We start from the raw sequence: 20309 nt of genomic DNA, 5'->3' as shown, positions 1-20309 counted from the left end.
AAAAGCCGCTAATATCAAAATACTGTCATTAAATGTCTGATGGAGCAGCCACCACTTAATGCGCCTTTTAGTTGTTGTATTGTTAATAAGCTCTAGCCATAGCCTAGCCTTAGCTGCTGAAACCTCTGCTCCCGAGGCCGAGCAGACGCCCAACTCAATAAGCGAACAATTTCAACAAGACTACTTTAGTGCACTAGATTTGGATGACGACAAAGACTGGATTCAATTAGATTCTGGTGAAGTTATTCAAGGCGATTTAGAAGAGCTTTATCAAAAAGAAGTGCTATTCGATAGCGATGAGTTAGACGATCTAAACATTGATATTGACGATATTCAACGGCTACGCACTGCCAAATGGTTTCAAGTAAATTTGCGCGGCTTAGGGGTAGTACGTGGCCGTTTAATGGTAGATAAAGATGGCGTGACCATCATTGGCAAAGACACTCATTATGCCTCGCGCCAAGACGTTATATCGGTGTATAGAGTAGCCGAACGAGAAGCCGATCGCTGGGAGAACAAAGCGACCTTAAGCGCCAATGTTGCCAGCGGGAATACCAATACCCTAGAGATAAACGGCAAACTAAATAGTGAACGAAAAACGGCACTTAATCGCACAATTATTACTTATCTTGGGGTGATTTCAGAATCAAATGATGAAACCACCGCGCGCAATCACCGCGTTACCCTTTCTCATGATTTATATAAACACCACGATTGGTTCTTTCGCCCTATATTGGCCGATTTCTATCACGCACCATTAAAGAATATAAAACTGCAAAGCCAATTGGCCTCGCAAGTGGGTTATATCGCAGTGGACGATGATGACAAAAAATGGGAGTTGTCTGTTGGTCCTTCATGGCAGCAAACCCGTTTTGAAGAAGTTACCGAAGGCAGTTCTAACAAAGAAAGCAGTATGGGTTTGTCTTTTGGCTCTAATTTCGAAATAGACATCACCAAAGACATTGAATTTACCCATGACTACCAAATGACCTTGTCGCAGAAAAAGACCGGTGGTTACCAACACCACAACCTACTTAATCTAGCCATTGATATTACCGACGATCTAGATTTAGACATCGACTTTATTTGGGATTACACCGAGTCTCCCACAGCAGACTCAGACGACATAACCCCGGAAAAAAATGACTATCGCCTAGTGATTGGTATTGGCCTAGATTTTTAATAAAAAAGCACCTATTAAGGTGCTTGTTAACAATGAAAATTTTTTACCCTATCGGGACTTAAACTCTCGACGCCATGCGTGTAATAGGGGTTCGGTATAACCACTAGGTTGCTCACAACCTTTAAACACCAGATCTAGGGCGGCTTGATAGGCACAACTAGTAGCGACATTTCCTGCCATATTCAGATAGGCTGGGTCGCCACTGTTTTGTTCATCGACCAATGCGGCAATCACTTCAAAACGCTGCTTCACTAGCTCTTCACTCACAATATTGTGTTTTAACCAGTTTGCCACGTGCTGACTAGATATACGCAAGGTAGCGCGATCTTCCATTAAACCTACGCCATTAATATCTGGCACCTTAGAACAGCCAACCCCCTGCTCTACCCAGCGAACAACGTAACCAAGAATACCTTGGATGTTGTTATCTAGTTCTGCAATAAGTTGCTGCTCAGTCCAAGCTGTATCAGCCGCTAATGGCGGCGTTAATAAGTCATCTAAGTAACGCTGATCATCATTACTTAGCGCCTCTAATAGTTGATGTTGAATACTCGATACATTTACCTGGTGATAATGCATCGCATGCAGTGTTGCCGCAGTGGGTGAAGGAACCCAGGCCGTGCTAGCGCCGCTTTCTGGGTGGGCTTGTTTAGCTTGCATCATAGCTGCCATCATCTCGGGCATGGCCCACATGCCTTTACCTATTTGTGCTTTGCCGTGCAAACCACAAGCAAGGCCGGCTTGAACGTTGTTTAGTTCATACGCTTTAATCCACACACTTTCTTTTATATCACCTTTTGGCACCATAGCGCCGGCAGCCATGCTAGTGTGAATTTCATCCCCAGTTCTATCTAAGAAACCAGTGTTAATAAACACCACTCGCTGATGAGCTTCTGCTATACACGCTTTTAAATTAACACTGGTGCGACGTTCTTCATCCATTATGCCCAATTTAATGGTGTTAGCTGTAAGACCGATAAGCTCTTCAACGGCTGCAAAAATTTGATTACTAAAAGCAACCTCTTCGGGGCCATGCATCTTAGGTTTAACAATGTAAATCGACCCTTCGCGGGAGTTGCGATAAGGGCTATTTCCAAGCAAGTCATGTTTAGCGATGAGGCTGGTAAACACAGCGTCAAGTAAACCTTCTGGAACTTCATTGCCCTTGGCGTCCAACATTAGGTTGTTGGTCATCAGATGGCCCACATTGCGCACAAACATTAACGAGCGTCCACTTAAGCTAAAGCCGTGGCCTTGAGTATTAATGTATTGGCGATTAGGCGCTAACTCGCGAGTAATCTGTTTGCCGTTTTTGGTTAAGCTTTCATTCAATGTTCCGCACATTAAACCTAACCAGTTTTTGTAAACTTCCACTTTATCTTCGGCGTCTACTGCGGCAATAGAGTCTTCACAATCCATAATGGTGGTAAGTGCAGACTCCAATACAATGTCTTTTACATTGGCACTGTCTTGCGCGCCAATTTGGTGTTCTTCATCAAACTGGATTTCAATATGTAGCCCATGGTGTTGCAATAAAATCGCCGAAGGCTGCTCAGCATCTCCTTGGTAGCCTGCAAGGTGAGAGGATTCTTCCAAGGTGGTGTTTGAACCGTCTTTAAGACCAACCAATAAACCGCCAGAAAGCACACTGTATTTGGTAGCATCAGCATGGCTGCCATGAGCCAAGGGACAATGTTTATCAAGTAATGTGCGGCCATAAGCAATAACCGCTTCTCCACGCGCAGGGTTATAGGCAGAGCCAGGGGCAAGCTCACCACTTTGCTCAATCACATCGGTACCATAGAGCGCATCATACAAACTACCCCAGCGAGCATTAGCGGCATTTAATGCATAGCGAGCATTCATTACCGGTACCACTAACTGTGGGCCTGCTAATAGAGCTAGCTCACGGTCTACTTTTGATGTAGCAAGGCTAACTTGCTCAGGCGCTTTAACCAGATAATTAATATCTTGTAGAAACTGCTGGTAAGCTTGGGTATCGAAGGGGGCTGGATGCTGCTGATGCCATTGGTCAATTTGGCTTTGTAAGCTATCACGCCTGGCCAACAAATCTTGGTTTTTAGTAATGAAGTGATCTAAATAGGCTTCTAGCCCAGACCAAAAGCCGTCTTGCTCAACACCTGAGTTTGGCAAAACATCCTGATTAATAAACTGATAAAGCAAATTCGATACTTGGTAGTGTTCCAGCTGATGATAGCTAGATGCGTTATTAGTCGGTTTACTCATCAAACGTTCCTTTATTTTATAGTTATTATGTAGTTAACGAAGTTGAAACTTCGCTAATTGGTTCATGTTACCCTTAACAGTGTTGCAAGCCCGACGAGTAACTCGACGCGCAATAGATTTCAGATTAGCATCCCATACTCGGCCCATGAATAACAATTGGCCAAATGTAGCATTTGCAATCATACATCTCTTTGCTAGTATTTTTCAAACACTTGTTTGAATCTGTTTCTAACTTGCGTTTCAATCTGTAAATAACACCGCGCTAGCACAGCGTATAACCAAAATGGGGCAAGGACTTGCTAAGGTTTATCACTCGCTACTCTACTCAGCTATTAGCCAGCTGTGTTTTCATCGGCTTTGCGCTGCCTAACTTCTCTAATGCCTTACTGCCTTTTTTACCGGCGGTACTGTTTGCTTTAATGTTATTTACCATCGTAAGTTTGAACATCAAAACCTTAGTTAAAGACTTAGCGCAAACATCAATTTGGCTTTATGCAATTTGGCATACGCTTGGTTTAACCGCTTTGATCATGCTAATTGCTTGGTTTTTCAATGTTAGTAGCCAACTCTATTTAGCCATTGCAGCCACTTGCGCTACTGGCTCTCTGTTCGCCAGCCCCGCGATTGTTCGCTCGATAGGCTTAGATGCTCAACGCTGTATGGCCATGACAATTGCCTCTACCTTATTAATGCCTGGCGTATTACTGCTTAATAGTCATCTGTTTAGCCACTTTAGTCATAACCAGCAATTACAATTAGACATGCAGGTTTATGGCCAACGTTTAGCAATTTTCATCATATTACCTATTATTATCAGTTTGTTACTGCACAAACTGCTCAAGCAACAACTGATCGACAAGGCACTTATTCAGATCCGGCCGGTAACCATAGTATTGGTGTTTTTTTTCCCTTTGGGTCTAATGGGAGCATTTCGCGAAGTGTATGACACCAGCCCAGCTGTTGCGTTAGAATATTTGGCAATTGCCAGTGCAGCGTGTTTCATTGCCTTTGTCGCCAGCTTTTTGTTGTACCTCAATAAAGGTAAAGAGCTCGCTATAATTAGCGGGGTAACTGCCACTAATCGTAATGTTTTGCTCACCTATAGTATTACCGGTAGCTTTTTAGGGATTGAATACATGATTTATATGGGGGCGATTCAGCTACCCGTGTATTTGTTGCCAATGCTAGTAAAACTGACTTCACGCTCTCGCTAAACTAATCTTATAGGTAATCAAACAAGTTAGAGGTAATTATGAGTGAGCATGCACTAAGCCAACCAGCTATTCACTTAGCCTTAAAACACCTACCGAGTTGGCAGTACCAAAATAACTTTATCGTAAACTCTTATCGGTTTAAAAACTTTGTACAAGCCTTTGAGTTTATGGGAAGAGTAGCTGATTACGCCGAGCAGCAAAACCATCATCCCGATTGGTCCAACTGCTATAACAAGGTAGATATTTCATTAACCACCCACGAATTAGGCGGAGTAAGCGAACGTGACTTTAAGCTGGCCACACTTATCGAAGACTTGTATCAACAATACTATCTCACCAAGTAGGCAGTCCTAATTGATGAGATAGAGATAGATGCAATTAAAGCTTAGCGGCATCTACGGCTTTTATTTCTGGCCAATTCTGGTTGGCGTCCACAATCAATTCACCGGTGTTTTCTAACCAACGCTGTTGAACCTTTTTATCAAGGTTAAGGTAAAGCTTCCCATCAACAATTTTCCATGCTGTTGGGTCAGTATCAAACTTCTTTTCCATGGCTACGCCAAAAGCACAATAACCACCGTATTGAGGTGCGTATTTAGCAGGGTCAGCTTTAAAAGCATCACGATTGTCTGCTGATGCAAAATGGTAGATAGCATTATTATGAGTGGCGGTATAGCTATTGTTACCTTGGGTTGGCTGACCACTGACAAAGTAGGCAACTGGATCATAGCCCTTAATGGCTAAATCATTGGCGTCTACGCTCATACCCACATCGGCAGCAAAGCTAAAGCTACTAACAGCTAGGGAAGTGGCAAGTGCGCTGGTACGAATAATTGCTTTTAGTGTGTTCATTTTCATTCTCCAAATAATAGTGTGCTAAACGACAATGAAACATTAACGGCTAGCTCCGGTCTGTTGGGATACAATCGTTCAGCAATTAGTGCAAAAAGTACGGAATAACTAAAATGGACCAACTTTCTAGCCTACTCAGACAGTTTTCAATCAGCGCTGGTGTTTTTTATTCAGGGCAATTATGTGGCTTATCTGATGTTGCTACAGGTGATGAGCTCGTTGGACACATTCATGTATTGCGATCCGGCAGATTAAGTATTCAAAGCAAGCAGCAACTGTTAAATGTAGTTGCACCAAGTTTAATTTTTTTCCCCCAACCGCAAGCCCATCGACTTATTGTGGATGAGCAACAGCCAGCAGAGCTAGTATGTGCCACTATTCGATATGACAATGCCAATCACAGTGCGCTAGCGAATGCCTTGCCAGAGCAAATTGTGCTATCGCTTAGTCAACATGCTCAATTTGCCCGTACTATAGAGTTGCTCTTTAGCGAAGCCTTTGAGACTGATCAGGGCTCGTTAGTGATAATGGACAAGTTGGTGGAAGTTCTCGTCACCTTATTACTACGCCACAGTATTAACCAACAAAACAAACACTCCGGCTTAATTGCCGGCTTATTGCACCCCAAACTATCGCTAGCCTTAGCAGCTTTACATAAGCAAACGGCTTTCGAGCACTCAGTTGAATGGCTAGCAGAACAAGCTGCTATGTCGCGCACTAGTTTTATTGAAAGCTTTAAGCAGACTATCGGCTGTTCGCCTGGCGACTATTTAGTGGAATGGAAAATCAACCAAGCCAAACAGCTGCTAAAGCGTGGAAAATCAATTACTTGGGTTGCTTCGGAAGTGGGTTATCAAAGTGTATCTGGCTTCACTCGAGCATTTAGAGCCAACACGAATATGTCTCCTAAACAATGGTTAGATGAGCGTAGCTCTAGCAACTAGGTTAATAACTGCTTGATCTGGTTTTGCAGTTTAGGTACTAAGTCTTGCTCAAACCATGGATGCTTAGCAAACCAATGGCGATTGCGCGGTGAAGGATGAGGTAAAGGCCATATACCTTGGGCCGCGTAATCCTGATAATTACCAACATTTTCGCTTAGCGTAGTTTTTGTATCTGTGGGCAAATAAAGAGCTTGGGCGTATTGGCCAATTAACAAAGTAAGCTCAACCTTATTGAGTTGCTCAATGATTTGTTGATGCCAAGTATCAAAACACAGTTTTGGTGGCGGCAAGTCTCCCTGCTTGCCTTTACCAGGGTAACAAAAAGCCGAAGGTACAATAGCCACCGTTTCTGCATCATAAAATGTCTCTGGTTCTAGCCCCAACCATTGTCTTAAACGCTTACCACTGGCGTCATCCCAAGGCACGCCACTTTTGTGCACTTTTATTCCAGGAGCCTGGCCAATAATCAATATCTTTGAGTGAACACTAGCCTGCACCACTGGGCGTGGCTCAAGCTGTTTCTCACACAAACGACAAGCACTTACCTGCTCTAGTAATTGCCTAAAGCTTTCAGAACGATCTTCTTTGATCATAGATTCACGCATTAGGGACAAGGTATCCTAAATTTATCACCCAACTCTTGAATTCGCTGCTCCAACTGATCAGACATTAACACTTTAGTACTACTCAGATTTTCTTTGAGCTGTTCAAGGTTGGTGGCACCAATAATATTGGCTCCCACAAAGCTACGCTGATTGACAAATGCCAAGGCTAACTGGGCAGGACTTAATTCAAATTCACGCGCTAAATCGACATAATGCTGAATCGCTTGTTGAGCTTCTGCGCCATAGCGAGCAAAACGCTTATATAAGGTGAGTCGTGCACCTTCGGGCCATTGATCATTCAAATACTTCCCAGTTAGTGCACCAAATGCTAATGGGGAATAAGCTAATAAAGGAATATTCTCGCGGTGCGACACTTCCGCTAAGGCAACTTCAAAACTACGATTAAGCAAATTGTAAGGGTTCTGGATCGAGACGATCTTCGGCAAGTTATGCTTCTCTGCTAGATGAACATAACGCATTGCTCCCCATGGTGTTTCATTAGAGATCCCCAGGTAGCGAACCTTTCCCGAATTCACAAGATCAGCTAAGGCTTCAAGTGTTTCTATAATAGGTGTTTGATCAGCGCCTTCTTGATGCTGATAGTTTAACTGGCCAAAAAAGTTGGTAGCACGATCTGGCCAATGCACCTGATAAAGATCAAGGTAATCGGTTTGTAATCGATTTAAAGAGTCTTCTAGTGCTTGATGAATACCATTCCATGTAAGCCGCATATCTTGGCGGATGTAACCACCGCGATCTGATTTAGAAGGCGCAGCAACCTTTGAGGCTAATATCAGCTCGTCTCTGCATTTTCGCCGTGTTAAGTAGTCACCAATGATAGTCTCGGTGTCACCTTGGGTACTTTGTTGAGGTGGCACCGGGTACATTTCAGCTGTATCAATAAAATTAACCCCATGCGCCAAAGCGTAATCAAGTTGATCAAAAGCCTGATCACGAGAGTTTTGCTCTCCCCAAGTCATTGTTCCTAAGCAAATTTCGCTTACTCGTAAATTTGACTCTCCTAATTGACGATATTTCATCATGCAATCCTCATAAGGTCAGACAATTTCTTTTTGACGTAAAAAACAATTAGCAGCAAAAACTGGACATTTTTACTGCAAAAACCTGCAGCAATTGGAGCTAAGTCTATTTTTCTTTAAAATTTAACACCATATTGGTGATCTAGTTGCTACTTCTTTAATGTTTTTTTAGTTATTATGGGTTCATGCGACTTAAACAAGTTAATGGAGTAATTGTGCAAAGAGCATCCATATTTATATTACTTTTCTGGTGTATTAGTACAGTTGCCAGTGCAGATAGCGTAACTGTTCACTACAAGAGCATTAATAACAACTATGATGGTTGGGGTTTACATATCTGGGCCGGTGAAGAAATGGTGAATGGCAAACAAGTTGGTGCTAGAACCGACTTCCGTTTGCGTAAAGGCACCACCCCTGGCGACCCGTTAATGCCGAGCAAGTTTGACGACTTCGGTGTAGCCTTTACGATCCCTGTACGTAAAGATGCTAAACAATTCTCATACACGTTAACTAATGGTGAACTTCACCATATGAACGTTGAAGAATGGAAGTGGATCAAAAGCAAGCATGGTTTAGAGATTTGGATTGTAGAAAAAGATCCGAAGATATACACCGGCGTGCCAAGACAGTTTGCTAAAAGCGCTACAACGCAAACGGCAAAAACCACAACTACTTCAGCTAAGCCTAAAGCAGTACTGCCACCGCCAGTGCCTAAAGCTAAAGCAACAACCACTACAGCCAAGGTAGCAGCTAAGCCTAAACCTACGCCAAAACCGGTTGCGAAGAGTACAGGCCCAAGCCCAGAAATGACGCGTACTTTGAATTTGCTTAAGAACGATTTAAGCAAAAAGAATAAGACTATTAACAAGCTTCAGTCTGCGCTAAACGATACTCAAAAAATCAACCAGCGTTTACAAAACGACTTAAACAGCAAGTTGATTGACTACCAAGCCTTACTGCAACTTAACGACAAAATAAGCAACGAAAACCGCACATTAACTGCGTCTAACCAAAGCTTATATGCGCAAGTTGAACAGGCTGGTAGCAGCAATGCCGAAGCTCAGTTGTTAGAGCGAAATCAGCAGCTTGAAAAACAACTTGCTGGCGTTAACGAGCAAGTGCTTGGGTTACAGAAAACCATTGCTGAAAACACCGGTAACTCTGAGCAACAAAAACAGTTGCAAGAGCAGTTTAACCAAATGCAAACGCAACGAGATGAGCTACGAGCAGACAACAACAAGTTAAGTGCTCATATTGTAGAACTTGTACAACGCTCGGAAAATGCCGGCCAAGCCCAAGAATCAGGCATTGCTTGGTGGTTATTCGGCGCGGTAGTTGCGGTGCTAGTGGTATTAATTGGTCTAGTCTTCTTGGCAACCAGCAAGCGTTACAAAGATCTTCAGTTAGATATGGAAGATGCGCTTAAACGTAAAGAAGAAGAAATCAAAACTGAGAAAATTTACGCTGCAGCTGCTAACGAGAAGCTACGCAAGGTACTTCACGGTGAAGCGCAACAACGCAGTTGGGCGCCAGTACCAGATGGCTTACCAGAGAATCTCAAAAAAGATACTGCATAAAATAACAAGGCCAGCTCAGCTGGCCTTTTCTTTACCCTCAATAAAATTTAGCCATTGAGCTATCCTTCAGTTTTCCTTAGCATCGTCTTTAGTCGTTCACTCGTGAAAGAGGCCTTTGTGGAACTACATATATTCGATTTAGATGAAACACTGATCGCTGGCGACAGCGGCGTACTATGGCATCAATTTCTAGTACAGGAAGGAGTGGTTACCCAAGCAGGTTTTCTTGAGCAAGACGCTGCAATGATGCAGCAATATGCTTTAGGCGAGCTAGCCTTAGAGCAATACATATCTTTCAGTTTGACTCCGATAAAACACCTTAGTGGTGAGCAAGTTGACCGTTTAGTAAGTCAGTTTGTTCGCCAGCAGGTTAATCGTATTGTCTACCCACAAGGCCAAGCATTAATCTCTCAGTTAAAGCAAAGCCATGAAGTACTAATAATCTCTGCTACAGTTAGCTTTATCGTTAACCAGGTTGCGCAATTACTAGGTGTTGAACATCATTTAGGCGTTGATTTACATGCCGAGCAGGGAAAGTACACAGAACAAATACAAGGTGTTGCTAGCTTTCGAGAAGGTAAAGTCACACGGCTTGAGCAATGGCTTACTGATCAATCAAGGCAATACTCATCAATCAGCTTTTATTCTGACTCAATTAACGACCAGCCCTTACTAGAGTACGCAGACAACGCATACACGGTTAACCCCTGCCCCAAGCTTAAACAGCTCGCTTTAGAGCGGAATTGGACGCAATTTAGCTGGCAGCTCAACTAATACCAATCGTACTAGGGTCTGTTGATCTTTGCTGATGGTTTTTGCAGTAATTTATTTGCCATTTAGGCAAGGCAGTGAGTGTGCAGTTAAGTGGGCTTAATAATCACTCGCTAACGCTGGATAAATGGCTAAGAAATGCTGCCCGAAAGGTTCGGATAAGCGAACTTTACTCTTTGTTAAGCACTTCTTGCTTAGCCCACTAGGCTTCTAAGTGCTCGCCGCGATTAAAGCCCGCTTATCTCGAACAAAATTTCAACACCAAAGACCAACAGACCCTAAGTAACAGTTCACTCTATCTGGTTAAAATACTCGATAACTGCGTTAGAATTTTTGATTGTAGAATAACTACTTATCGAAAAATCTTGCCTTATTCTCGAGTATTTTTCCTGCGTTTTATTGAACACCTACTTAGTGTGATTGGTATAAAACAAAAAACGAGAGCAATAGCTCTCGTTTTTATATCTGTTGAGCACAACTTTTACATTTGGCTTTGTAGGTAATTCTCTAAGCCAATTTTCTTAATTAAGCCTAACTGCTGCTCTAACCAATAAGCGTGATCCATCTCGGTATCATCAATCAGGGTTTGCAACATGTTACGTGTTACGTAATCTTGCTTAAGCTCGCATAGGGCCATCGCTTCTTTTAGTAAGGCATCAACTTCGTACTCAACTTTTAAGTCATTCTCAAGCATGCTTGGTACATCACTACCAATACGCAAAGGCTCACGTTTACTTAAGTCTGGAGTACCTTCTAAGAACAAAATACGTTGAATAAGCAATGAGGCGTGACCTTTCTCATCATCAAACTCGTGGTCGATGCGCTCGTATAACTTATTTAGGCCCCAGTCTTCATACATGCGTGAATGGATAAAGTACTGATCCATTGCCGTTAGTTCATTCATCAACAGGCGGTTTAGCACATCAATGACTTCATTATTACCTTTCATTAGTCATCTCCTTCGGTAATTTGAGCAGCTAAATAGTTTTCTAGGCCCATTTTTTCAATTTGATATTGTTGAGTTTCAATCCAATCAATGTGATCTTCTTCGTAATCTAAGATTTCTTCTAACAAATCTCGACTAACGAAGTCTTTAGCTAGTTCACACTCGGCAATAGCTTGTTTAATGATTGGCAACTGCTCTAGCTGGAAGTCCATATCACATTGCAGCATTTCCTCGGTCGACTCCCCAATGCGCAATACACCCAACATGTGGGCATGAGGTAAACCTTCTAGGAACAAAACTCGCTCCATTAATTTGTCGGCTTGCTTCATATCCTTAATCGATTTTTTATAGTTACGCTCATTCAGCGCATCAAAACCCCAGTTTTTATACATTCTGGCATGTAAAAAATACTGGTTAATCGAAGTAAGTTCTGAAACTAACACCTTATTTAACAAAGCAATTATATTTGGTTCGGCTTTCATTACTGCGCTCCAAGCTGCCAATTTGAGGTATCGAAAAAGTATACACCCTAACTAAGCTCGCTGCATAATATATTTACATTTCATTAACTTACGATAAAAAGAATGACAACCATTATCATTAATATTTAAATTTAGTGTGCGATTAAGTGACCAAAATTAAAATCGATTTACCGATCACACTCTTTAGTGATTGTTTAAAAAAACAGCAGTCAATATTGATCTAAAACAACTTCTAAAATTCAGTGTTTACTCAACATTTAGTATAATTACATTGAATCAAACTCCAGGGATGGCTAAACACAAGTGAGGTCACTATGTTCTTTGGATTCTTAAAAACACTCTCAAAAGCTAGCCTTATCGCAATCTCTGTATTTGTCATTTTGCTTTGTCTAAAGCTGTCATCTCAATTCGCTATAGACCTTTTCCAAGCAGCACTTTAGTCATGCGTAAACTAATGGCGGCTCAACTCTAAAGATCCTAATTGGCGCATTTGCTGGCGAATCCACGAGATTCGCTGGCTCATAAATGCACTGTTGGGGTTTAGTGAGTAACGATATGGACTTGGCAGCAAGGCTGCCAAGCTTGCCGCTTGATGAGCACTAAGTTGTGATGAAGACAAAGCGAAGTAATGCTGACTAGCGGCCTCTACGCCGTAAATACCAGGACCAAACTCAGCAATATTTAAGTAAATCTCGATGATTCTGGATTTCGGTAGGTTCAACTCCAGCAAACCAGCAAAGCCAGCCTCTACTGCCTTTCGCCAATAACTCTGACTAGGCCACAACCACAGATTTTTGGCTGTTTGTTGTGTAATAGTACTACCGCCCCTTAATCGCCCACCTTGTTGATTGCTCTTATACGCTTTCCAGATAGCTAAAAAGTCTACGCCATAGTGCGACAAAAACCGCTGATCTTCAGCGGCAACCACCGCCAAAGGCATTGATTTGTTGATATTAGCTAACGGTATCCATTGGTGCTGTATTTGCTCAGGGTAAGAAACAGGGGGGAACCAAGCACGGTGTATACGCCAAGACCAAATTGGCGGGTCGATCCAACGTAAAGCTAACACCATTAACTCAGCAAACAGAGCAAGTAGCAGAAAGCCTTTTAGTAAATAGAGCAAAAAACGTTTAATCAACGACGTAAACAATCATATTTGTGATGCTTCAACCTTAAGATAAGCTAGGCTTTATTGCTAGCTTCTCTAGTCTCTTTAACTATTCCGGTGGCTTCATTGCGAGAAAAAAGGTATTGCACGATCAAACCTAAACTTAGGCCCCAAAACGCGCTGGCAATGCCAAACAAGTTGACCGATGAAGCGGTTACCAAAAAAGTAATGGCGGCCGCCTCTCTCCCCTTTGTACAGGTTAAAGCAGTTGATAAACTGTTTGCGATGGTACTAATCAGCGCTAAACCAGCGATAGCCACCACCAACTCTTGAGGAAAAGCGGCAAACAAACTCACCACCGTTGTTCCCATCAAGCCCACCAGTAAATAAAACACTCCGGCCCATATCGAGGCATAGTAGCGTTTTGTGGGATCTTCATCGGCCTCTTTGCCCATGCAAATTGCAGCAGTAATGGCCGCCAAGTTAAAAGCAAAACCTCCAAATGGCGCTAGCAGTATCCCGGCGACGCCTGTCCAAGATATCAGTGGAGAAATTGCAGGCCGATATCCGTTGCCATGCAAGGCAGCAATACCAGGCATATTTTGTGAGGCCATGGTGACCACAAACAAAGGCAAACCTACACCCAAGATTGCTTGCCATGAGAACGCTGGGCTAATCCACACCGGCATAGCTAGCTCTAAAGTCACCGACGATAACTCCAGTAAACCCAAGTAAAAAGCTGCTGTAATGCCTACCAGTAAGGTAATCAGCATAACGTAGCGAGGGACATACAATTTGCCGATTAGGTAGCAAGCCACCATACTGGATACCAATACCAATTGGCTCTCTAGTGATTGAAACAACTGCAAACTAAATTGCAATAGCACTCCAGCTAACATCGCGGAGGCCACTGATTGAGGGATCCAACGGATCAACTTATCCATCAACCCACTTAAACCCACTAAAGTTATTAATAGCGAGCTAAACAAAAACGCACCAATCGCTTGATTAACCGAGAGCCCAGATAAGCTAGTCACTAGTAGCGCTGCGCCAGGCGTAGACCAAGCAGTAAGAATCGGCTTTTTGTGATACCAAGAAAAGCCGATGCTCGTCGCTCCCATCCCAATACCTAAAGCCCACAACCACGAACCAATTTGCTGTTCGCTTGCTCCTGCCGAAGCAGCAGCTTGAAACACAATAACGGCTGAGCTGGTATAGCCTACTAATACTGCGATAAAACCAGCCGACACTCGAGATAAAACAAACCAGTCACGCATAGCTACTCCTTGACTTAACTGTAAACTCCCACTCACACCGTGCGCTATAACGCACGCACTGGACAAGCCTAGCACTTGTGCGCTATAACGTACAAGACTATTTTTTCAACAAGTAGGTTATTTTGCTGGCCTTAAATCAATATCTCGCTGCAGCGCTCAAACAACAGCGTAAAGACAAACAGTGGAGTTTAGACACCGCAGCCAAACAAACCGGTGTGAGTAAAGCCATGTTAGGACAAATAGAACGTGGTGAATCTAGCCCCACTATTGCCACATTGTGGAAAATAGCAGGAGGCTTTAATACTTCCTTATCAACCTTTTTAGAGCCAGAACTTGCAGAACAAGCTCAGCCAGAAATTCGCAGCGCAGATCAACTTCGCCAACAACCCGCCAGCGATGACATGCTCGTAGCAATTTTATTCCCTTACGATGAAAAGTATGGCTTTGAGATGTACGAACTCACCTTGTTAGAGAACTATCAGCGAGTATCTGAGCCCCACGAAGCTGGAGTGAGTGAACATGTCATTGTGACCAGTGGGGAGATGGAAGTTTTAGCTAACGGGCAATGGAATAAACTCAGCCAAGGACAAGCGTTGCGCTTTGCCGGCGATAAACCACACGGCTACAGAAACTTAAACAAGCAAGCGGCGGTGTTTCATTGCTTAATTCACTATTCTCGCAATAAATCTCAGCAGAACTAAACGCAAGGCTTGAAACGAAAAAAGCCTGCTAAATTTAGCAGGCTTTTTAAAGATGGTGCCCGGAGGCGGAATCGAACCACCGACACGAGGATTTTCAATCCTCTGCTCTACCGACTGAGCTATCCGGGCAACGGCGGCTATTAAACGTTTTTAGCCGAAACAAGTCAACCGCTTTTTCGCAATTAAGGTTCGAGTGCTTACAAAGCGAGCAAACTAAATAAAAAATCAGCACTTTTAGTGGAGCCTTTATCTACAGCAGCTTCAGCGCTAATCAATCGCGTTAAATTACTCGTATTTACATGTCTTCACTCTTTTAAGTAAACAGCAATAGCAGACGGCATAATCACTTAAAGCAGCACATTTTAACCTGTCGCCAATCAACGACAGAATTTAGCGCTTTATTTACAATCACTTAAATAAGACATAAAAAACCATGGCAATGTCGATACTTGACCTTGCAAGGCTTGCCTATAAGCAGTGATTGTTATAATGTAACGCTCAAATTTTGTGGGTGTATTTCGCTCATCAGCTAAGTTCTATTTCGGTAAAGCATGTCTACAGCCAATTATATACAACGTGTCAGTGACTACTGTAGCCAAAATAAGCTTAAGTTCACGCCAAATCGTGCAGCAGTGTTGGCTATTCTTCATCAACATCAACAAGCACTTAGCGCTTACGATATTTTGGCTAAGCTGCAACAACAGCAACAAAATACCAAGCCTCCAACGGTATATCGCGCTTTAGATTTTTTACTGCAATATCACTTCATTCAGCATATTGAATCAAGTAGCCGTTACATCATTGGCCACCAGCATGCCCCATTTACTCCACAACCCTTGCTTATTTGCACCGACTGTAAATCTGTCACTCAAATAGGCTTGTCTGAATCATTAAAAATTGAATTGGACCAGTTTGCCGGACAGCAAGGCTTTAAATTGCATTCGCAAAGTTACGAATTCCAAGGGCTTTGCTCTGGTTGCCAACAAGGGCAAGTGTCGTGAATAGCACCACGAACCAGCAAAAGTCGCTCACTAGTATTAATACAATAACAGCTGCGTTAAGACAGCGTTCATTAGGTAAAAGATTGTATGTTTAACAGTAAAACTCGTTTGTTTGGTCGCCCTAGCAGGCTTCCCAACAAACATTGGCAGCTCATTATTGCCTGCGGTGTACTCGTAGGCATTGCCAGTATTTGGCCTAGCTCCAAACAAGTAAGTACCAACAGCCGCCAGCTCATCGAACTGCCGCAAAACGACTTTAAGTCAGAGTCCGATGGCATCACTTTTAGTCTGGCTAGTCGCTCCAATGAAGCCATCGATATAGTAAAGCAGAATACCCAAGATGAGCCCAGTGCCGAGCAGTTTAGACAAGCAGCTGAATCGCCAGTTGTGGCGAAGCAAAACACCAACGAGCCGACACTCACTGCTGCAAAAACAGAGCCTGAACAAGCTGAGGTTGGAGGCGAACGCAGCTATCAATACACTATTGAGAAGGGCGATACTCTAGGTAAAATTTTCACCCGCTTTAACATCGACCAAACCACGATGTATCAAGTACTAGAGGCGGATATTTCGGTACTAGCTTTAGATACCTTAAGTCCTGGTCATGATCTTACCTTTACCATCGACCACGACCAACAACAGTTAATGGCCCTACAACTTGCCTTTAATCCAGCGCAAAAAATCATCTTTAAGCGTGTAGATGCAAGCAGCTTCGAATACGAAACCATTAATATTGAAGGGCAATGGCAGAAGCAAGCCATAGCAGGCACCATTGAAGGTAGCTTTTACGTATCAGCCCGAAAAGCCGGCTTAAGCCCAAGTGAAGTAGAGCAAGTAGCGCAAATGTTTAAAGACAAACTGCGTTTTTCTCGTGACTTTAGAGCGGGCGATGTATTCCAAGTTGTACGTAATCGCCAATACATCGATGACGAACTCACCGGTCAAAGTGAAATTAGTGCAGTGCGTATTTTTAACCGAGGCAACGAATACAGTGCGTATTTGTTTAGCAATGGCAACTACTATGACAAAGATGGCGAAAGCTTAGCGCGCGCCTTTATGCGAGTGCCACTTAAAGGGGCTCACCGGGTCACCTCTGGCTTTAATCCACGTCGTAAGCACCCTATTACCGGACGTATCTCTCCACACAATGGTGCCGATTTTGGCATTGCCATTGGCACCCCGGTATTGGCCGCAGGTGATGGCGTAGTAACACGAGTCGAAAATCACCCTTATGCGGGTAAATACATCGTGATTCAACACGGCGGTAAATATCGCTCACGTTACCTACATTTAAACAAATTTAAAGTTCGCAAAGGGCAACGTGTCACTCGTGGCCAAGTGATAGCAGACTCAGGCAATACCGGCCGCTCAACGGGACCCCACCTGCATTACGAGTTCCACATTAATGGCCGAGCGGTTAACCCAATGACCGCCAAAATCCCCCTCGCCTCTGCCATTGATAAGCAAGAGCGTGCCGAGTTCGACCAGCTGGTTAGCACTATGAATGAATTGATTGCGGCAGGCTAAACCACTTCGCTTCCCCTTTAAAAACGGACCTAAGTTGGTCCGTTTTACTTTTCTTTACGTTTTATTACAAATTGCTGGCAATCAAAAGAGGCTATTCGCGGTCTAATAACATGTACAGCTTGTTAGGGGTATTTTATGAACCGACTTACATTGGTGTTCTTGCTGCTTGTTCCAGTGTTGCTCTCAATCTCTATTGCCAGCCAATTACACAAAGGTGTGGCGCTAAATTCATCATTGTTTTCTTCGCAAACTGATTTGCCAGAAAGCCACAACACCCATCCAATATTAACTAGCAAGGATAATAGCTAGCTCAACACTAAACATGCTAGGTTTTGGTAAAACAGTGGTGCCTACTGTTCCTTATTAACACTTCTCACAATGTCAGTTTTACCCTCATAGTTGTCACTTATGACTCTGTTAGCCAACCAGCACCAATCCGATAATAGCCTCACTGATTAAACGCAATTATATTAAAAGGCTAACAATTATGACCACTGCCCTGTTAATCATTGATCTACAAAATGACTATTTCCCTGAAGGCAAATACCCGCTTTGGAATACCTCAAAATGCTTGCAGAACATTCAATTTGCGATAGCAAAGGCTACAGAACAACAGATGGAGCTTATTCATATTCAACACATTGCCGACCCAGAAATGGGGCTCGCCCCGTTTTTCAATCAAGGCTCAAACGGCTCAGACATTCACCCAGAGATCTTAGCGGCAGCTCCACAAGGCAAAGTGATAGTGAAAAGATTTGCCGACAGTTTCGAGCAAACCGAACTTAATAGTTACCTACAACAACAAGGCATAGATAAGCTGCTAATGTGCGGCATGATGACCCAAAACTGTATTACTCACACAGCCTTATCGAAAGCAACCGAGGCTTATGAAGTATCCATTTTGGCGGACTGCTGCACCACGGTAGATGAAATGCTACACAACATTGCCTTACATGCCTTGTCTACCCGGGTTCCACTATTAAGCCTTGAGCAAGCTTTTTAAGTTGCGGCTACGTGAAGACTTAGTCATCAAATAATATGGTGGCGCCGCTTTCGGCGCTGCCGACCAAACGCCTAAAGGGATTAAATAGCTCTCTGCCACAACCCTCATCTTGTTTGGTTTTGCTGTCGGCGACAGGCTCTCGTTGCAGTAGTTCTTGCTCGCTGACTTGGCAGTCGATGCGTCCTTTAATCGCATCTAAGTAGATCATGTCACCGTCTTGTACTTTGGCCAGCAAACCGCCTTTGGCCGTTTCTGGACTTAGATGCAACGCGGCAGGAATTTTGCCTGATGCGCCCGACAAGCGACCATCGGTAAGCAGTGCCACCTTAAAACCTTGTTTTTGCAAGTTACCCAAAACTGGCATCAATTTATGTAGCTCTGGCATTCCATTGGCTGCTGGCCCGTTGTAACGCACAACTACTACAATGTCTTGGTCAAGCTTACCTTGTTGATACGCTTCTACCACTTTGTGCTGACAATCAAATACTTTAGCTGGCGCACAAATAACTTGATGCTCAGCCTTAACTGCACTGGTTTTTATTACAGCCCGCCCCAAGTTGCCGCTTAATACCTGCAAGCCGCCACTGCGATTAAACTGTTTGCCGTCTGCTGCAATCACATGGTTATTGTTGCTGGCCAGTGCTGGCCCCCACTTTAGCTCTTCGCCTACTAAAACAGGTGACTGTAAGTCATCACTTAGCTTTCCATAGAGAGTAGTGGCATCCATATGCAGCAAATCTCGTTGCGCTAACAAACGCAGCAAACAGGGCACTCCACCAGCTTGCTCAAAGGCATTAATATCTGCTGGGCCATTAGGGTACATACTAGAAAGTTGCGGCACTACCTCGGCAAGCAGCGCAAAATCATCCCAATTAATGATAATGCCGGCACAACGGGCAATCGCTATCATATGTAAGGTGTGATTAGTGCTGCCTCCAGAAGCCAACAAAGCCACTAAACCATTCACAATGGCTCTCTCATCGATAACTTGATAGAGCGGGCGATAAGCTGAGCCTCCGCGAGTAATTCCCACCATGTGACTAAGTAAATGTTGATTAAGCTTGTCTCTAAGTGCGGTATTCACATTAACAAAGGCGCTACCCGGTAGCATTAAACCCATGGTTTCAAATACCAGCTGATTAGTATTGGCAGTACCATAAAAAGTGCAGGTGCCGGGCGCATGGTAGGCTTTGTTTTCCATCTGCTGTAGCGCCGCTTTGTCCACTTCTCCGGCTGCATGCTGTTGGCGAACCGCCACCTTTTCATCATTGCTAATACCACTTGGCATTGGCCCGCTGGGCATAAAAGCAGTTGGCAAATGGCCAAAAGACAAAGCTCCCATTAACTGCCCTGGGGCAATTTTGTCGCAAACCCCTAATAAGACGCAGGCATCAAACCCTTGATGGCTCAAACCAATGGCAGTGCTTTGGGCAATAAGGTCGCGTGAATACAGCGATAAATCCATGCCCTCTTGGCCTTGAGTAACGCCATCACACATCGCAGGCACTCCACCAGCAACTTGCGCGCTATGGCCAAGTTCAGCCATTTTTTGCTGAATCAACTGAGGGTATTGAGCGTAGGGCTGATGAGCACTTAACATATCGTTGTAGGCAGTAATAATAGCCAGATTTACTTTGGTAAAATCTAGCAAACGGTCTTTTTGTTGCTGACCACAGGCAGCAATGGCATGGGCTAAGTTGCCGCAGCTTAGATGCGCCCTTGCGTTCCCCTGCTCTGCTTGCTTCTCCATTCTTTGAACATAAGCGCTGCGTAAGCCTTGGCTGCGTGCAATAATGTTTTGGGTAACGTGTTTGATAGTAGGATTCATTTC

20 protein-coding genes and 1 tRNA gene are annotated in these 20309 nt (G+C 43.6%); 11 read left to right on the top strand and 10 right to left on the bottom strand.

Features of this window, described 5'->3' with window-relative positions; translation table 11 throughout:
• The first annotated feature begins 58 nt into the window (after positions 1–58).
• Positions 59–1183 (top strand): DUF481 domain-containing protein, encoded by a 1125-nt coding sequence (locus OV592_RS05595; RefSeq protein ID WP_406610692.1) that lies wholly within the window; start codon positions 59–61, stop codon positions 1181–1183.
• A gap of 48 nt (positions 1184–1231) precedes the next feature.
• Here OV592_RS05595 and OV592_RS05590 read toward each other — a convergent pair whose 3' ends face one another.
• Positions 1232–3430, bottom strand: coding sequence for a malate synthase G (locus OV592_RS05590; protein WP_406610691.1), 2199 nt, complete (start codon positions 3428–3430; stop codon positions 1232–1234).
• Between the two features lie 296 nt (positions 3431–3726).
• Between OV592_RS05590 and OV592_RS05585 the strand changes: the two genes are divergently transcribed.
• Complete coding sequence (locus OV592_RS05585; protein ID WP_406610690.1) at positions 3727–4644, top strand: hypothetical protein; 918 nt, start codon at positions 3727–3729, stop codon at positions 4642–4644.
• Between the two features lie 38 nt (positions 4645–4682).
• A complete protein-coding gene (locus tag OV592_RS05580; RefSeq protein WP_016402935.1) occupies positions 4683–4988 on the top strand; it encodes a 4a-hydroxytetrahydrobiopterin dehydratase in 306 nt (101 codons plus the stop codon).
• 34 nt (positions 4989–5022) lie between these two features.
• On the opposite strand, the gene OV592_RS05575 is transcribed toward OV592_RS05580, so the two are convergent.
• Positions 5023–5496 carry a YHS domain-containing (seleno)protein gene (locus tag OV592_RS05575; RefSeq protein ID WP_016402936.1) on the bottom strand — a complete coding sequence of 158 codons (474 nt, stop codon included), beginning with the start codon at positions 5494–5496 and terminating at the stop codon, positions 5023–5025.
• Positions 5497–5609: 113 nt separating this feature from the next.
• Here OV592_RS05575 and OV592_RS05570 point away from each other — a divergent pair, with 113 nt between their 5' ends.
• Entirely contained in the window at positions 5610–6440 is an 831-nt protein-coding gene (locus OV592_RS05570; RefSeq protein ID WP_406610689.1) for an AraC family transcriptional regulator, read from the top strand.
• Here the strand turns inward: OV592_RS05570 and OV592_RS05565 are convergent.
• A complete protein-coding gene (locus OV592_RS05565; RefSeq protein ID WP_406610688.1) occupies positions 6437–7045 on the bottom strand; it encodes a uracil-DNA glycosylase family protein in 609 nt (202 codons plus the stop codon). The genes OV592_RS05570 and OV592_RS05565 overlap by 4 nt on opposite strands.
• Complete coding sequence (locus OV592_RS05560) at positions 7045–8085, bottom strand: NADP(H)-dependent aldo-keto reductase (protein ID WP_016402939.1); 1041 nt, start codon at positions 8083–8085, stop codon at positions 7045–7047. Before OV592_RS05560 ends, OV592_RS05565 begins: the two co-directional genes overlap by 1 nt.
• 215 nt (positions 8086–8300) lie before the next feature.
• On the opposite strand from OV592_RS05560, the gene OV592_RS05555 reads away from it, so the two are divergent.
• Both OV592_RS05555 and OV592_RS05550 read left to right on the top strand, forming a co-directional pair.
• Positions 8301–9662 carry a pullulanase-associated domain-containing protein gene (locus OV592_RS05555; RefSeq protein WP_016402940.1) on the top strand — a complete coding sequence of 454 codons (1362 nt, stop codon included), beginning with the start codon at positions 8301–8303 and terminating at the stop codon, positions 9660–9662.
• A 117-nt stretch (positions 9663–9779) separates the two neighbouring features.
• On the top strand, positions 9780–10436 hold the full coding sequence (locus tag OV592_RS05550; protein ID WP_406610687.1) for an HAD family hydrolase: 657 nt from the start codon (positions 9780–9782) through the stop codon (positions 10434–10436).
• 478 nt (positions 10437–10914) lie between these two features.
• Here OV592_RS05550 and bfr (OV592_RS05545) read toward each other — a convergent pair whose 3' ends face one another.
• The 4 genes from bfr (OV592_RS05545) to OV592_RS05530 all read right to left on the bottom strand — a co-directional run bounded on the left by bfr (OV592_RS05545) (position 10915) and on the right by OV592_RS05530 (position 14246).
• Positions 10915–11382, bottom strand: coding sequence for a bacterioferritin (gene bfr / locus OV592_RS05545; RefSeq protein ID WP_016402942.1), 468 nt, complete (start codon positions 11380–11382; stop codon positions 10915–10917).
• Positions 11382–11861, bottom strand: coding sequence for a bacterioferritin (bfr, locus tag OV592_RS05540; RefSeq protein ID WP_016402943.1), 480 nt, complete (start codon positions 11859–11861; stop codon positions 11382–11384). The genes bfr (OV592_RS05545) and bfr (OV592_RS05540) overlap by 1 nt, the downstream gene beginning before the upstream one ends.
• Before the next feature lie 451 nt (positions 11862–12312).
• Entirely contained in the window at positions 12313–12999 is a 687-nt protein-coding gene (gene mtgA, locus OV592_RS05535; protein ID WP_406610686.1) for a monofunctional biosynthetic peptidoglycan transglycosylase, read from the bottom strand.
• Between the two features lie 44 nt (positions 13000–13043).
• Positions 13044–14246 (bottom strand): benzoate/H(+) symporter BenE family transporter, encoded by a 1203-nt coding sequence (locus tag OV592_RS05530; RefSeq protein ID WP_406610685.1) that lies wholly within the window; start codon positions 14244–14246, stop codon positions 13044–13046.
• A gap of 122 nt (positions 14247–14368) precedes the next feature.
• On the opposite strand from OV592_RS05530, the gene OV592_RS05525 reads away from it, so the two are divergent.
• The gene (locus tag OV592_RS05525) at positions 14369–14947 is read left to right on the top strand and encodes a helix-turn-helix domain-containing protein (RefSeq protein WP_220718705.1); all 579 of its coding nucleotides are present in this window, start codon (positions 14369–14371) and stop codon (positions 14945–14947) included.
• 53 nt (positions 14948–15000) lie between these two features.
• On the opposite strand, the gene OV592_RS05520 is transcribed toward OV592_RS05525, so the two are convergent.
• Positions 15001–15076 (bottom strand) — tRNA-Phe (locus OV592_RS05520).
• Positions 15077–15498: 422 nt separating this feature from the next.
• Here OV592_RS05520 and OV592_RS05515 point away from each other — a divergent pair.
• The 4 genes from OV592_RS05515 (at position 15499) to OV592_RS05500 (ending at position 18478) form a co-directional block, all read left to right on the top strand.
• The gene (locus OV592_RS05515; protein WP_016402947.1) at positions 15499–15948 is read left to right on the top strand and encodes a Fur family transcriptional regulator; all 450 of its coding nucleotides are present in this window, start codon (positions 15499–15501) and stop codon (positions 15946–15948) included.
• An 87-nt stretch (positions 15949–16035) separates the two neighbouring features.
• The gene (locus OV592_RS05510; protein ID WP_406610684.1) at positions 16036–17475 is read left to right on the top strand and encodes a peptidoglycan DD-metalloendopeptidase family protein; all 1440 of its coding nucleotides are present in this window, start codon (positions 16036–16038) and stop codon (positions 17473–17475) included.
• A 135-nt stretch (positions 17476–17610) separates the two neighbouring features.
• Positions 17611–17784 (top strand): hypothetical protein, encoded by a 174-nt coding sequence (locus OV592_RS05505; RefSeq protein WP_406610683.1) that lies wholly within the window; start codon positions 17611–17613, stop codon positions 17782–17784.
• A 178-nt stretch (positions 17785–17962) separates the two neighbouring features.
• The gene (locus OV592_RS05500) at positions 17963–18478 is read left to right on the top strand and encodes a cysteine hydrolase family protein (RefSeq protein ID WP_406610682.1); all 516 of its coding nucleotides are present in this window, start codon (positions 17963–17965) and stop codon (positions 18476–18478) included.
• A 19-nt stretch (positions 18479–18497) separates the two neighbouring features.
• On the opposite strand, the gene edd is transcribed toward OV592_RS05500, so the two are convergent.
• A complete protein-coding gene (edd, locus tag OV592_RS05495) occupies positions 18498–20306 on the bottom strand; it encodes a phosphogluconate dehydratase (protein WP_406610681.1) in 1809 nt (602 codons plus the stop codon).
• Positions 20307–20309: the final 3 nt, after the last annotated feature.

It is taken from the genome of Agarivorans sp. JK6 (assembly GCF_045277145.1).
Taxonomy (GTDB): Bacteria; Pseudomonadota; Gammaproteobacteria; order Enterobacterales; family Celerinatantimonadaceae; genus Agarivorans; species Agarivorans albus.
This window is presented reverse-complemented; position numbering and strand designations above follow the sequence as displayed.

What these genes read in the sequence shown, in the direction of transcription:
- OV592_RS05570 (WP_406610689.1), top strand. Translation starts at nt 5,610, where the DNA reads ATGGACCAACTTTCTAGCCTACTCAGACAGTTTTCAATCAGCGCTGGT.
- OV592_RS05560 (WP_016402939.1), bottom strand. Translation starts at nt 8,085, where the DNA reads ATGAAATATCGTCAATTAGGAGAGTCAAATTTACGAGTAAGCGAAATT.
- bfr (WP_016402942.1), bottom strand. Translation starts at nt 11,382, where the DNA reads ATGAAAGGTAATAATGAAGTCATTGATGTGCTAAACCGCCTGTTGATG.
- OV592_RS05515 (WP_016402947.1), top strand. Translation starts at nt 15,499, where the DNA reads ATGTCTACAGCCAATTATATACAACGTGTCAGTGACTACTGTAGCCAA.
- OV592_RS05590 (WP_406610691.1), bottom strand. Translation starts at nt 3,430, where the DNA reads ATGAGTAAACCGACTAATAACGCATCTAGCTATCATCAGCTGGAACAC.
- OV592_RS05565 (WP_406610688.1), bottom strand. Translation starts at nt 7,045, where the DNA reads ATGCGTGAATCTATGATCAAAGAAGATCGTTCTGAAAGCTTTAGGCAA.
- OV592_RS05575 (WP_016402936.1), bottom strand. Translation starts at nt 5,496, where the DNA reads ATGAACACACTAAAAGCAATTATTCGTACCAGCGCACTTGCCACTTCC.
- edd (WP_406610681.1), bottom strand. Translation starts at nt 20,306, where the DNA reads ATGAATCCTACTATCAAACACGTTACCCAAAACATTATTGCACGCAGC.
- OV592_RS05505 (WP_406610683.1), top strand. Translation starts at nt 17,611, where the DNA reads ATGAACCGACTTACATTGGTGTTCTTGCTGCTTGTTCCAGTGTTGCTC.
- OV592_RS05580 (WP_016402935.1), top strand. Translation starts at nt 4,683, where the DNA reads ATGAGTGAGCATGCACTAAGCCAACCAGCTATTCACTTAGCCTTAAAA.
- OV592_RS05530 (WP_406610685.1), bottom strand. Translation starts at nt 14,246, where the DNA reads ATGCGTGACTGGTTTGTTTTATCTCGAGTGTCGGCTGGTTTTATCGCA.
- OV592_RS05500 (WP_406610682.1), top strand. Translation starts at nt 17,963, where the DNA reads ATGACCACTGCCCTGTTAATCATTGATCTACAAAATGACTATTTCCCT.
- OV592_RS05510 (WP_406610684.1), top strand. Translation starts at nt 16,036, where the DNA reads ATGTTTAACAGTAAAACTCGTTTGTTTGGTCGCCCTAGCAGGCTTCCC.
- OV592_RS05595 (WP_406610692.1), top strand. Translation starts at nt 59, where the DNA reads ATGCGCCTTTTAGTTGTTGTATTGTTAATAAGCTCTAGCCATAGCCTA.
- bfr (WP_016402943.1), bottom strand. Translation starts at nt 11,861, where the DNA reads ATGAAAGCCGAACCAAATATAATTGCTTTGTTAAATAAGGTGTTAGTT.